This is a genomic window from Paenibacillus sp. FSL M7-0896 (assembly GCF_037975415.1).
GTDB classification, from domain to species: domain Bacteria; phylum Bacillota; class Bacilli; order Paenibacillales; family Paenibacillaceae; genus Paenibacillus_AQ; species Paenibacillus_AQ silagei.
This window is the reverse complement of sequence record NZ_CP150250.1, coordinates 5,403,563-5,416,992: the sequence shown is the minus strand read 5'-3', so window position 1 is coordinate 5,416,992 and position 13,430 is coordinate 5,403,563. Positions and strand designations below refer to the sequence as shown.

General features: G+C 53.1%; 12 protein-coding genes. All 12 read left to right on the top strand.

The annotated features are described in order from the left end of the window. Nucleotides 1-7 precede the first annotated feature (7 nt). The 12 genes from MKY12_RS23350 to dnaG all read left to right on the top strand — a co-directional run bounded on the left by MKY12_RS23350 (nucleotide 8) and on the right by dnaG (nucleotide 13,399). Nucleotides 8-979, top strand: a complete 972-nt coding sequence (locus MKY12_RS23350; RefSeq protein ID WP_339311097.1) for a PhoH family protein — start codon at nucleotides 8-10, stop codon at nucleotides 977-979. 17 nt (nucleotides 980-996) lie between these two features. Further along, the gene (locus tag MKY12_RS23345; RefSeq protein ID WP_339250261.1) at nucleotides 997-3,276 is read left to right on the top strand and encodes an HDIG domain-containing metalloprotein; all 2,280 of its coding nucleotides are present in this window, start codon (nucleotides 997-999) and stop codon (nucleotides 3,274-3,276) included. Next, the gene (gene ybeY, locus MKY12_RS23340; RefSeq protein ID WP_339311096.1) at nucleotides 3,248-3,748 is read left to right on the top strand and encodes an rRNA maturation RNase YbeY; all 501 of its coding nucleotides are present in this window, start codon (nucleotides 3,248-3,250) and stop codon (nucleotides 3,746-3,748) included. Before MKY12_RS23345 ends, ybeY begins: the two co-directional genes overlap by 29 nt. Beyond that, on the top strand, nucleotides 3,748-4,143 hold the full coding sequence (locus MKY12_RS23335) for a diacylglycerol kinase family protein (protein ID WP_339311095.1): 396 nt from the start codon (nucleotides 3,748-3,750) through the stop codon (nucleotides 4,141-4,143). Before ybeY ends, MKY12_RS23335 begins: the two co-directional genes overlap by 1 nt. Nucleotides 4,144-4,455: 312 nt before the next feature. Further along, nucleotides 4,456-4,875, top strand: a complete 420-nt coding sequence (locus MKY12_RS23330) for a cytidine deaminase (protein WP_339311094.1) — start codon at nucleotides 4,456-4,458, stop codon at nucleotides 4,873-4,875. A 664-nt stretch (nucleotides 4,876-5,539) separates the two neighbouring features. Next, nucleotides 5,540-6,430, top strand: a complete 891-nt coding sequence (era, locus tag MKY12_RS23325; protein WP_036724337.1) for a GTPase Era — start codon at nucleotides 5,540-5,542, stop codon at nucleotides 6,428-6,430. Between the two features lie 110 nt (nucleotides 6,431-6,540). After that, nucleotides 6,541-6,684: a YqzL family protein gene (locus tag MKY12_RS23320; protein ID WP_076075837.1), complete on the top strand. Its 144-nt coding sequence runs from the start codon at nucleotides 6,541-6,543 to the stop codon at nucleotides 6,682-6,684. Between the two features lie 36 nt (nucleotides 6,685-6,720). Beyond that, on the top strand, nucleotides 6,721-7,476 hold the full coding sequence (gene recO / locus MKY12_RS23315) for a DNA repair protein RecO (protein ID WP_339311093.1): 756 nt from the start codon (nucleotides 6,721-6,723) through the stop codon (nucleotides 7,474-7,476). A 446-nt stretch (nucleotides 7,477-7,922) separates the two neighbouring features. Then, nucleotides 7,923-8,810 (top strand): glycine--tRNA ligase subunit alpha, encoded by an 888-nt coding sequence (gene glyQ / locus MKY12_RS23310; RefSeq protein ID WP_339311091.1) that lies wholly within the window; start codon nucleotides 7,923-7,925, stop codon nucleotides 8,808-8,810. Then, nucleotides 8,803-10,884: a glycine--tRNA ligase subunit beta gene (gene glyS, locus MKY12_RS23305; protein ID WP_339311090.1), complete on the top strand. Its 2,082-nt coding sequence runs from the start codon at nucleotides 8,803-8,805 to the stop codon at nucleotides 10,882-10,884. Before glyQ ends, glyS begins: the two co-directional genes overlap by 8 nt. 175 nt (nucleotides 10,885-11,059) lie before the next feature. Continuing rightward, the gene (locus MKY12_RS23300; RefSeq protein ID WP_339311088.1) at nucleotides 11,060-11,539 is read left to right on the top strand and encodes a YaiI/YqxD family protein; all 480 of its coding nucleotides are present in this window, start codon (nucleotides 11,060-11,062) and stop codon (nucleotides 11,537-11,539) included. A gap of 24 nt (nucleotides 11,540-11,563) precedes the next feature. Then, on the top strand, nucleotides 11,564-13,399 hold the full coding sequence (gene dnaG / locus MKY12_RS23295) for a DNA primase (RefSeq protein WP_245368119.1): 1,836 nt from the start codon (nucleotides 11,564-11,566) through the stop codon (nucleotides 13,397-13,399). Nucleotides 13,400-13,430: the final 31 nt, after the last annotated feature.

Below are 13,430 nucleotides of genomic sequence, written 5' to 3'. Positions count from 1 at the left end.
AGGCTACTTGTCAGAACAGACTGCAAGCATTCAAATATCTTTGCACAATGCGGGAGAAGCGCAATCCCTGTTCGGCCCGCAGGATGGATTCCTGAGAATCATCGAGAAAGAAATTCCGGCAGTTATCAACTCACGCGAGGCCGAAATCACGATTCGCGGTACGGAGCGGGAAGTGGACATGCTGGGCCAGCTCTTCAACGTGCTGCTGTCACTCGTACGCGGGGGTTATATATTGAGCGAACGCGATGTGCAGTATGCCGTGGAGCTGGCGAAGGATTTCCGTGCCGACCAGCTGCTGGACCTGTTCAAGGGCGAGATTACGACAACATTCCGCGGCAAGCCGATCCGTGTCAAAACGATTGGCCAGAAGCATTATGTGAGCACCATCAAAAAGCGCGATATCGTCTTCGGCATCGGCCCGGCGGGCACCGGCAAGACCTATCTGGCTGTGGTTCTCGCGGTGACGGCGCTGAAGGAAGGCTCGGTCAAACGGATCGTGCTTACGCGTCCGGCTGTAGAGGCCGGGGAGAACCTGGGCTTCCTCCCGGGAGATTTGCAGGAGAAGGTAGATCCGTATCTGCGGCCGCTCTACGACGCCTTGTACGACGTTATGGGGCCTGATCAGGTGGCGAAGGCGCTGGAGCGCGGGCTGATCGAGATTGCACCGCTTGCCTATATGCGCGGACGTACGCTGGAGGATGCTTTTATCATCCTTGATGAAGCGCAGAATACCACACCCGAACAAATGAAAATGTTCCTCACCCGTCTGGGCTTCGGCTCCAAGATGGTCATCACGGGCGATGTGACCCAGATCGATTTGCCGCGCGGCAAGAAGTCAGGGCTGATCGAAGCCAAAACGATTCTTTCCGGTATTGAGGAGCTTGGCTTTGTCTACTTCGCTGAGCAGGACGTTGTCCGTCATTCCCTTGTGCAGAAAATTATCGTTGCCTATGACCGCTCTGCCGAAAACCTCCAATAAAAAAGGGGATTGTCTTCATGGCCTCAAAGCAACCATCGAAATTAAGCGGATTTGTATACAGCAGCAGCGGATGGAAGTATAGCGCGGTGTCGCGCTATGCTCTTTTCCTGTTACTCGCGGTTGTTTTCTACCTCAGCCTGTCCTCTGATCTGCTGCCCAAAAGGTATGATATCAAAGAGGGAACCCGCAGTGCCAAGGAGATTACAGCTCCCAAGCAAATCCTGGACACCAACGCCAAGCTCAAGGCCCAGGAGACTGCTGCAGAGAATGTGACCAACCGTTATGCCATTATTCCTATCCGGGCGGAGAATCTAGTAACTCTGCTGCTGGACCGGATCGGCGGGCTGAATCAGGATGATACGATTTCACAGAGTGAGAAGACGGAGATTTACCGGGAAGAGATTCCGCGGCGGGCCAATGATTTTATCCTTAATTTTGTGGCTGCCAGCCAAAAGGCGGGGACGTACTCCGAGCATCTGCTGAATGAAATGCAGTCCGTCATTAAGGATCAGGCCTACGTCATTCCGGAAGAGACCTATATCAAGATCCCGCGCCTGACTTCACAGGATATCATCGAAATGAAGCCGGTGGCCCGGGATATTGTCACGAAGCTGATGAATGACCAGATTACCGACGCCCAGAGCGCGCGCGCCAAAGTGGCCGAGCAGGTCAGTGTCAGTTCACTGGGCCAGCGGACCGCCCGCGAGGTGGTGCAGGAGCTGGTGCGGCTGGTGATCACCGCCAACAAATTCTATGACGAGGATGCGACCAAAGAAGCGAAGGTGCAGGCCCGTCAGAATACACCGGATGTATTCATCGAGCAGGGGGATGTGCTGGTCGCCAAGAATCAGGAGATTACCCCTGAGCTGTATAAGCTGCTGGATGAGAACGGGCTGCTCAGCAAAGAGATTAATTACTGGCCGCAGCTCGGCCTCCTGTTGCTCTCTGCACTGCTGTCCTTTGGCCTGATGACCTTCATCCGCTACAATGGCGGAGCCTCAGGCTTCAAATACAATAACTCCCAGCTGCTTATGCTGGTTCTGGTCTTTATCATTACCATCGTTATGATGAAGCTGACGGCCTTCCTGCAAACGGATGTGAGGACATATATAGGCTATCTGGCACCTGTGGCTCTCGGCGCGATGCTGATCTCCATGCTGCTGGACATGACCTTAGCTTATTTCTGTTCCATTCTGTTCAGCATTCTGGCCAGTATCCTGCTGAATGTCCAGCAGAATACGATATTTGATTTCACCTTCGGCTTCTTTGCCCTAATCGTAAGTTATGTTGCCATCTTCTCGACGCACCGCGCCGGACAGCGCTCAACGCTGCTGAAGGGTGGCATTATGGTGTCTCTGCTCGGCTGCCTGACCGTAGCCATACTGACCATGCTAAGCGGCGGCGTATGGAACGAGACGAATACGTTATATGCTCTGGGCTTCTCCTTTGCCGGGGGGCTGCTTACTGCAGTGCTGGTCATCGGTCTGATGCCGTTCTTCGAGGTAACGTTCGGCATTCTGTCGGCCCTGAAGCTCGTAGAGCTGTCTAACCCGAACCATCCGCTGCTGCGCAAGCTGCTTACAGAGACGCCGGGAACCTATCACCACAGCGTGATGGTAGGCAATCTGTCCGAGGCTGCGGCCGAAGCGATTGGTGCGGACGGCCTGCTGTGCCGGGTAGGCTCATATTATCATGACATCGGCAAGACGAAGCGCCCGTTCTATTTCATAGAGAACCAGAACAATATGGAGAATCCGCATGATACGATTGAGCCGAAGCTGAGCAAGTCGATCATTGTGGCCCACGCCCGGGACGGGGTGGAGATGCAGAAGGAATACAAGCTGCCGAAGCCGATCCGCGATATTGCCGAGCAGCATCATGGCACGACGTTCCTGCATTATTTTTATCATAAGGCATTGAAGCTTGCAGAGGACAAGGGTGTAGAGCCGGACTTCACGGAGGAGGATTTCCGTTATCCCGGCCCGAAGGCACAGTCGAAGGAATCCGCAGTTGTCGGGATCGCCGACAGTGTGGAGGCTGCAGTCCGTTCGCTCCGCAAGCCAACCGTGGTGCAGGTGGAGACCATGATTGAGAAAATTATCAAAAGCCGGCTGGATGACCATCAGTTCGATGAATGCGACCTGACGCTCAAGGAGCTGGATATTATTTCGCGGACACTGAAAGAGACGGTAATGGGCATATTCCATTCCCGGATTGAATACCCCGAGGATGTGCGCAAGCCCAAAAAAGAGGAAGGGGCCATCAAAAATGAGCCTGAGCGTCGTTTGGAACAATGAACAGGATGAACATGAAATTAACGGCGATCTGATCGAGCTGCTGGAGCGGCTTCTGCAGACAGCAGGGGAAGCGGAAGGGATTGACTCGGGGGAAGTGGATCTGACCTTCGTCAATAACGAACGCATTCATGAGCTGAACCTCGAGTACCGCGGCATTGACCGTCCGACCGATGTGCTCTCCTTCGCGATGAATGAAGCCGGAGAAGATGAACTGGAGATCCGGTACGGCCTGGCAGATGAGGACGAAGAGCTGGAGGAAATACCGAATGTGCTTGGGGATATTATCATCTCGGTTACCCGGGCGCAGGAGCAGGCTGAGGAATACGGCCATTCGCTGGAGCGGGAGCTGGGCTTCCTGTTCGTCCACGGGTTCCTGCATTTGCTGGGCTATGATCATCAGGAGCCGGAGGCTGAGGCCGAAATGATGTCCAAGCAGGAGCAGGCTCTGGCTCAGGTCGGGTTGACACGCTAATGGTCAAGAATACGGCGGTGGGCCACAAAAAATTCTGGCACTCCTTTCGCTTCGCCGCACACGGCATTGCGGCAGCATTCCGGTCGGAGCTGAACATGAAGGTGCATAGCGGCCTTGCGGTTATCGTTGTGATTGCCGCAGCTGTTTTCAGGCTTCCTTTGTCAAGCTGGATGCTGCTGCTGCTGGCCATTACGCTGGTGCTGACAGCCGAGCTGCTGAACACGGCGATTGAAGCAACGATTGATCTGGTTTCGCCTGAGGTTCACCCCTTGGCCAAGAAGGCCAAAGATACCGCCGCAGGCGCCGTGCTGCTTACGGCGGTGTTTGCCGTGATTGCCGGAATCTATGTTTTTTATCATCCCGTGATGGACTGGATCACAGGTCTTATGTCATAATCAGTTTACAACTTCAGCTGGTGGAAGAGGCGGACCCGCTTTGCGCGCTCCGTCATCTTTAATTAGGATAATATTTTCGGGCCATGCTCCCAAAACTAAGGTTATGCTTGCGAAGCGAGTTTTATTTCGAAGAAGATTCGATGAAGAGAGTGCTCATTAAAACTAGGCTTATGCTTACGAAGTGAGTTTTGTACGAAGACTAATCGAAGAAGCGTATGCTTACAAAACTTAAGCATATGCTTACGAAGCGAGTTTTATTTCGATGGAGATTCAATGTAGTGGATGCTCAATAAAACTTTCAGGAGGACAATTATGGATTATGCGCTACTTCTTCAGGAAGCGATCAAGGCAAGAGCCAATGCATATATACCTTATTCCCGCTTCGGGGTAGGGGCAGCCCTTCTGGATCAGGACGGCAAGGTCCACCATGGCTGCAACATCGAGAATGCCGCTTACGGTCCCACCAACTGCGGCGAGCGGACGGCCATGTTCCGCGCCATTGCGGACGGCCATAAGCCAGGTACCTTCAAAGCTATCGCAGTCGTGGCGGACACAGACGGCCCCGTATCGCCTTGCGGCGTCTGCCGCCAGGTGATGGTCGAGCTATGCGGCCCCGATATGCCAGTCATTCTCGGCAACCTGAAGGGCGATATTATGGAGACTACAGTCCGTGACCTGCTCCCCGGCGCCTTCGGTCCTGCGGATCTGGCGCAGGGACAGGCTCCGGAGTAAACGGCAAGCTTGTAAAGACGGTTGCTGTACCGTAGCAGGATCGTAAATGCATACCGTATGAGCCCGAGCTTTAATTGTATATGGTACAACTATATTTCCGTGAGGATAGGTGAAATAAGGTTTAAGTGTAAAATGTACATCTAAATTCACGGTATATTGCCAAAAGTGACTTTGCTGAGGAAAATAGATGTACAAATTACATCTAAACTGCAAAAACCTCTGATTTTGAGCAGAATAAGTGTACAAAATACAACTAAAAAATGTTATCGGGTGTATAGTTACCAAGGCCGTTCGATTTTTTGGTTCAAAGTAACCAGTTTCTTACTGCGCCGCAGTCAAGCGTGTTCCCGCAGGGAACGAAAAGCGCTCGTGCTCCACAGCTCCCTGTCCCGCGCCGCATGCTGGTCACCGCCAATCAACCGCGCCGCAGTCAAGCGTGTTCCCGCAGGGAACGAACAGCGCTCATACTTCCAAAGTCTCTTACCGCGCCAAGTGCTGCGCCCACGCCAGTTCCGGGTGTCCAGAGGGCCGGGGCCCTTGGGGTCCCCTTTGGCGAAGGGGGATTTAGGGGGATCGAAACGCTTTTAAGGGTGAACGCTTTTAAGGGTGAACGCTTTTGACCGAAACGCTTTTGACCAAGTTGTAAGATAAATAGGAGGATCATATGAAATTCAAATCAGGGTTTGTCGCCATTATCGGCAGACCAAACGTAGGCAAATCAACGCTCATGAACCAGGTAATCGGCCAGAAGATTGCCATTATGTCGGACAAGCCGCAGACCACCCGCAACAAGATTCACGGGGTATATACGGCGAATAATTCGCAGATTGTATTCTTGGACACCCCGGGTATCCATAAAAGACAGTCCAAGCTGGGTGATTACATGAATCAGACGGCGATGAGCACTTTGCATGAAGTGGAAGCGGTATTGTTCCTCGTGGATGCCTCTGAGGGTATGGGCGGCGGCGACCGTTTTATCGCGGAACAGCTTGGCAGCATTAAGACCCCGGTCATTCTGGTCATGAACAAGATTGACAAGATTGAGCCGGAAGCGCTGCTGCCGATGATTACGGAATACAACAAGCTGCATGAGTTCGCCGAAATCGTACCAATTTCTGCCAAGATGGGCAATAACGTCAACACGCTGCTGGAGCAGGTGCAGAAATACCTGCCGGAAGGTCCACAGTATTACCCGGACGACCAGATTACCGATCACCCCGAGCAGTTCGTCTGCGCGGAGCTGATCCGCGAGAAGATTCTGCATCTGACCCGTGAAGAGGTGCCGCATTCCATCGCAGTGGCGATTGAGGATATGAGCGTGGAACCGAATGGGGTTGTGCATATTTCGGCGGTTATCTTTGTTGAGCGCGATTCCCAGAAGGGGATCATTATCGGTAAGCAGGGAGCGCTGCTGAAGGAAGTCGGACGCCGGGCGCGGACGGATATTGAGAACCTGCTGGGCTCGAAGATTTTCCTGGAATTATGGGTGAAGGTGAAAAAAGACTGGCGTAACCAGGACCGCGTCCTGCGGGATTTGGGCTTCCATAAAGAATGATCATCTCTCACGCCGCCTCAACATGGCAGGAATTGCACGGATAGATCCTGGGGCATCGCACATCCTACATCTGAAGAGACATCGTGTTTCTGAAGAAAGGATGAATACGTATGCGGAATTTTTCGTGGAAGTATTTTGCAATGACTGGAGATCTCGATGCGTATTTGCTGTACAGGGAAGCTGGGGATTCGCCCGAGGGCAGCGGACCGCTGCCGGCGGAGGAAGAGATGGCCATCGATGAAGAAGCACAATAAGGACTGGTTGCTTGCCGAGTGGTTGGGGGAAGAGGCATGCTATACAGGGTGGAAGGGATCGTCATCCGCAGCATGGACTACGGTGAAGGGAACGCCATTATTACGCTTTGCACCGAGAACGCCGGTAAAGTAGGGGTTCTGGTGCGGGGCGCCAAGAAGGTCAAAAGCCGTCATGCTGCCCTGATCCAGTTGTTCACAACAGGTGAGTTCGTGTTCTTCCGCAACAATGGCGGACTGGGAACACTTAATGCCGGAGAGATCACGAAGTCCCATCATCCGCTGCGCGAGGATCTGGTCAAGGCGGCGTATGCATCCTATGCCTGCGAGCTGCTGGACCGGGTGCTGCATGATGAAGAGACAGGCAGCTTCTGGTACCGCCAGCTGACCGCCTGCCTGAATGCACTGGAGGAAGACAAAGAGCCTGGCATTATCAATAATGTATTTGAAATGAAGGTGCTGCAGGCTGCGGGTTATGGGCCTCAGCTCGATGCCTGTATCGTCTGCGGCAAGGACAAGCCGGATGAGGAGCTCAGAATCAGTCCGCGTCTGGGGGGAGTCCTCTGCCGGAGCTGCCGGCATAACGATCCTCCGGCCATGGAGATTTCCCCGCGTGCCTTGAAGCTGCTGCGGATCTTTGCGGCGCTGGATCTGACCAGGCTGGGGAATGTGGATGTGAAGCCGGAGACCCGTGTTGAGCTGAAGACCGTCATGCGGGGATTCATGGATATGCAGCTGGGGCTCAGACTGAAGTCCCAGAGCTTCCTGGACCAGCTCGACAAATACAATATTTGACGAATCGCAAATTATCCGTTACTATAAGTTCAGTTTCTTTTATAAGATTGCCGTGTTTGCTCCAGAACTGGAGAGAGTGCGTGGATCGGGAAAGTAGTGGGCGATATTGTCGCAGCAGCGAGCCGGGGGTAGTGGAAGCCTGGCGGGACGACGTTCATGAACAGGGCACCCGGGAGTACGGAAACGGCAGCATCAAAAGTGGATTTCGTGATTTTTGCGTAATCAAGTAGGGTGGAACCGCGGGAGAACATATTTGAGCTCTCGTCCCTATGTCTGTTCATCAGGCATGGGGGCGGGAGCTTTTTGGCTTGTGGCTGTGCGGGAGATCCTTCTTCCATCACACACCGCAGGTACATAGAAGCTGGTGCCGCCTCCATCGCGCAGCAGCAAGAGCCAGTCATAAGCAAGAGGCAGTACACACTTGTAAAGCGAAGGAGCCGGTAGTTATGAACTTTCAGCAGATGATTCTGACCCTGCAGCAATTCTGGGCCGCCCAGAACTGTATTCTCGTCCAGCCGTATGATACGGAAAAAGGGGCGGGCACGATGAACCCTATGACTTTTTTGCGTTCCCTGGGGCCGGAGCCGTGGAAGGTTGCTTATGTGGAGCCTTCACGCCGTCCGTCCGACGGCCGTTACGGGGAGAACCCCAACCGCCTGTATCAGCATCACCAGTTCCAGGTGATCATCAAGCCGTCCCCGGACAATATTCAGGAGCTGTATCTGGATAGCCTGAAGGCACTGGGCGTAGATCCCCTGCTGCATGATGTGCGGTTTGTCGAAGACAACTGGGAGAATCCGTCACTGGGCTGTGCGGGTCTCGGCTGGGAAGTGTGGCTGGACGGTATGGAGATTACCCAGTTCACGTACTTCCAGCAGGTTGGCGGAATTGAAGCAAGTCCGGTAGCGGTGGAGATCACTTACGGGATGGAGCGTCTAGCCTCCTATATTCAGGATAAGGAGAATGTATTTGACCTGGAGTGGGTAGACGGCATGACGTACGGAGATGTATTCCATCAGCCGGAGGTTGAGCATTCCACCTACACCTTTGAAATCTCGGATGTCAAAATGCTGTTCAACCTGTTTAACACCTATGAAGAGGAAGCACGCAGAGCGATGGAGAACCATCTGGTCTTCCCGGCTTATGACTATGTGCTGAAATGCTCGCATACCTTCAATCTGCTGGATGCGCGCGGCGCAATCAGCGTAACGGAACGCACAGGCTTCATTACGAGAGTACGCAATTTGGCCCGCACCGTAGCGGCGACATATCTGGAGGAACGCGAGAAGCTGGGCTTCCCGCTGCTGAAGAAAGAAGGTGCTGACCATGTCTAAGGATATTCTGTTCGAGATCGGTCTGGAGGAAATCCCTGCACGCTTTATCCGGGCGGCGATGGAGCAACTGAAGGACAGAACGGCGAAATGGCTGGAAGCCTCACGGATCAGTCATCAGGGCGTCAGTGCATATGCAACACCGCGCCGCCTTGCCGTACTGGTGAAGGATGCCGCAGAGCGCCAAGAGGATGTAAGCGAAGAGGTCAAAGGCCCGTCACGCAAAATCGCACTGGATGCCAGCGGCGAATGGAGCAAGGCTGCATTAGGCTTTGCCCGCAGTCAGGGTGCTTCACCGGAGCAGTTCACGTTCAAGGAACTGGCTGGCGTGGAATACATCTATGTGACCAAGAGCAGCACCGGCATCGAGACAGCCTCCTTGCTCTCCGAAGGCCTGGCTGGAATTGTCAACAGCATGACCTTCCCGAAAAATATGCGCTGGGGCGCTTATGATTTCAAGTTCGTCCGTCCGATCCGCTGGATGGTAGCTCTCTTCGGCCAAGAGATCATTGACCTTACGATTACCGGAGTTAAAGCGGGCAATGTGAGCCGCGGCCACCGTTTCCTCGGTGCAGAAGCTGTGATCGCAGAGCCTGCTGCATACGTTGAAGCTCTGCGCAGCCAGCATGTGCTGGTAGATGTGAAGGAGCGCGAAGAGCTGATTCTAAGTGGTATTCATAAGCTTGCGGAAGAGAAGAACTGGAAGATTGCGATCAAGGAGGATCTGCTGGAAGAGGTCATGTTCCTGGTAGAGACGCCGACTGTGCTGTTCGGTACGTTTGATCCGGCCTTCCTGAATATTCCGCAGGAGGTGCTGATCACCTCGATGCGTGAGCATCAGCGTTACTTCCCGGTGTTTGGTGAAGACGGCAAGCTGTTGCCATTCTTCGTAACGGTACGTAACGGGAATGCGGTATCGCTGGATGTCATCGCCAAGGGGAACGAGAAGGTGCTGCGCGCCCGCTTGTCGGATGCCAAATTCTTTTATGAAGAAGACCAGAAGCTGCAGATTAACGATGCTCTGGCCAAGCTGGAGAATATCGTCTACCATGAAGAGCTGGGCAGTGTAGGTGACAAAGTGCGCCGCATTCGCGCCATCGCTGACCGCTTGGCGGTGAAGCTTGAGCTGTCTTCAGAGGCTGCTGCGGAAGTGAGCCGTACAGCGGATATTTGCAAATTCGATCTGGTTACCCAAATGGTGGGTGAATTCCCTGAGCTGCAGGGTACGATGGGTGAGGATTATGCCCGCAAGGCCGGGGAAGCAGAGCAGGTGTCCAAAGCGGTCTTCGAGCATTATCAGCCGCGCTTCGCCGGAGATGCCGTTCCTTCTACGCAGGCAGGCCTGGTAGTCAGCCTTGCTGATAAAATCGATACGATTGTCGGCTGCTTCTCGATCGGAATCATTCCAACCGGCTCCCAGGACCCTTATGCCCTGCGCCGTCAGGCGGCAGGAATTGTCCAGATCGTACTGGAGCATCAGCTGAGCCTAAGCCTGCAGGAGATTTTTGCAGCGGCACTGGAAGTTCATGAAAGTTTCCGTACAGAGAAACATTTCACCCCTGAATTGCGTATAACTCTGTACGAGTTCTTCGGTCTGCGCGTCAAACGCCTGTTAGCCGACAACAATGTACGTTATGATGTTGTAGATGCAGCGCTTGCAGCAGGATTCGATGATATCGTTGATGTAGTAAGCAGAAGTCTGGCTTTGATGAATGCAGTAACCGATCTGGCTGATTTCAAAATTACTGTGGATTCACTGACCCGTGTCAGCAATCTGGCCGCCAAAGCTCCGGAAAGTGCAGTTATCGACCCGGCCCTGCTTAAGGAAGAAGCGGAACAGAAGCTGTACTCGACTTGGCAGAGTATTCATGAGCCTTACCGCGCAGCCCTTGCTTCCAGACATGCCGCTGAGGCCCTGCAGATTCTGTCGGGACTTGAAGCAGCCGTTACCGGATTCTTCGATTCGGTTATGGTTATGGCCGAAGACGAAGCCGTCCGCTCGAACCGTCTCGCATTGCTGGCCGGCATTCATACCGACTCCAAGCTGTTTGCTGATTTCGGCAAGCTGGTGTGGTAATTCAGGCAGGTTTTAAGTAATGTTTGCGATTTTATGGTATAGATCGAGGGTTTAGGGTATAAATATACGGAACGGTGCCAATGCGTAAGTTGACATTCGTTCCGTATTTATGCTTTACCAAAGAAGGATTTTTGAACGGTTGAGCGTAATATATATTACACAGGAATTTGGTGAGGTGAGCTTGGGAACTTCCCGGCTAAGAAAGATTGTTGTGGACGGGGATGCTTGTCCGGTTAAGCAGGAGATTATAACCGTGGCGCGCGTTTTCGGGCTTCCGGTGCTGATGGTCTCCTCCTATGATCATGTGCTGCGGGCGGAAGAAGGCGTTACGGTGGTTCAGGTGGACCGCGGGGCAGACAGTGCCGACCTCTATATCGCCAATCATATCTCTGCAGGAGATATCGTAATTACGCAGGATTATGGACTGGCGGCGCTGGCGCTGGGCAAACGCTGCCTTGCACTTTCGAACCGGGGCCAGGAATATGAGAATTCTACCATGGATTTTATGCTGGAGAGCAGGCATGCCAAGGCGGTTGAACGCAGGCGCGGCCACTATTCCAAGGGTCCCAAAGCGATTACCGCAGAGGAAAAAAATCTTTTTCAACATAAACTGACAAAACTTTTAACAATTTTGCAGGAGAATGTCCAGCTATAGCGAATTATATTTAACTGTTAAGAGATGAAGGTGGTTGAAGTGGCTAGCGGACATGGTCCTATTCCCGAAGAAGTTATCGAGAACGTGCTGGCGCGGCATGATATTGTCGATACAGTCAGCAAGGTTGTCCATTTGTCCAAGCAGGGTAAATATTTATGGGGCCTCTGCCCGTTCCATTCGGAGAAGTCCCCTTCCTTCACTGTCACCCCTGACCGGGGAGTCTTTCATTGCTTTGGCTGCGGTATGGGCGGAAATGCCATCAAATTCAGGATGGAAATCGAAGGATTATCCTTCCCCGAAGCAGTCAGAATCATGGCGGAAGAGAGTGATATCCCTGTTCCTGAGGGGAGAGGCGGGGCGCTGGCTGCCCCCGATCCTGAGCGGGACCGGCTGATTCAGGCGTATGAATTATCGGCGAAGTTTTATCATTTTTTGCTGAAAAACACGGAATACGGCACTGCCGCCATGGATTACTTAAGAACCCGGGGTTTCAGCGACAAAATGATTGACCAATTCCAGATCGGCTACGCGCCGGACCGCTGGGATACGCTGCTGCAGTTTCTGGAGAAGCGCAGCTTCGATCTCGCTGAGATGGAGAAGGGCGGACTATTGTCTGCCAGAGGGGAAGGCAAAGGGTATCTGGACCGCTTCCGCGGCCGGGTTATTTTTCCGATTGCGAACCGCATGGGCAAGACGATCGCCTTCGCCGGACGTATTCTCGGGGAGGGGCAGCCGAAGTACCTGAACTCTCCCGAGAGCCGGTTATTTAACAAAAGCCGCATTCTGTACAATCTGCACCAGTCCAAAGCATCCATCCGCAAAACGCGGCAAATCGTCCTGTTCGAGGGATACGGTGATGTCATTTCGGCTTGGGAGGCAGGTGTACAGAACGGGGTAGCCACGATGGGAACCTCGCTCACCGAGGGTCACGTGGGCCTGATGAAGAGCCTTGGAGATGAGATTGTGCTTGCCTATGATGGAGATAAGGCTGGACAAGCTGCCGCCCTTAAGGCCATTCCTATCCTGGAAGCCAGCGGTTTGCGGGTCAAGGTAGCCCTGCTTCCAAGCGGCCTCGACCCGGATGAATTCATCTCCCGGCATGGCGGGGACAGATTCAGGGAACAGGTGATTGACTCTGCCGTGTCATCCATCAAATTTAAGCTTATATATCTGAAAAAAAACCATATACTCCTAGAGGAAGACGGCAAAATTGCCTATGTCAAGGAGGCTCTGGAGATTATCGCCGGGCTCCCTTCTTCAACGGAGCGGGAGGTGTACCTGCGGGAAATCGCCTCCGAGCTTGAGCTGTCCTACGACAGTCTGAAGCAGGATTGTAATTTACTTCGGGCCTCCATGCAAAAAAACAACCCCGAAGGGGATAATAACGATAATAGGTGGAATAATGGTAGGCATAAAAAAGGGCAAGTGCAGACACCTACCTTACTGCCTGCTTACCATGTTGCGGAACGGCGCCTGTTATCATTCATGATTCAAGATCCCGAAGCGGCGGCCTATGTGGGTGAACGGCTCGGAGAAGAGTTCAATATTGATGATCATGCGGCAATCGCCGCTTATCTATATGCTTATTATGCGCAAGGCAAACCACCCGGCATCAGCCGGTTTCTATCATCGCTTCAGGACGACCGTCTGGAGAAGACCGCAACGGCCATCTCCATGATGGATACTCCTCCAGACTGGAATACCCAGGTTCTGGACGATTGTATTCGTGAAGTGCGGAAGTATCCTCTGCAGCGCAAAATTGAACCCAAGCGTGAAGAGATGATTCAGGCGGAGAAATCCGGTGACTTTTTGCGTGCAGCACAAATAGCAAGTGAAATTTTAGCCCTAGAGAGACAATGAGCTGTTGACAGGATGTACCTAGGGAGGAGGG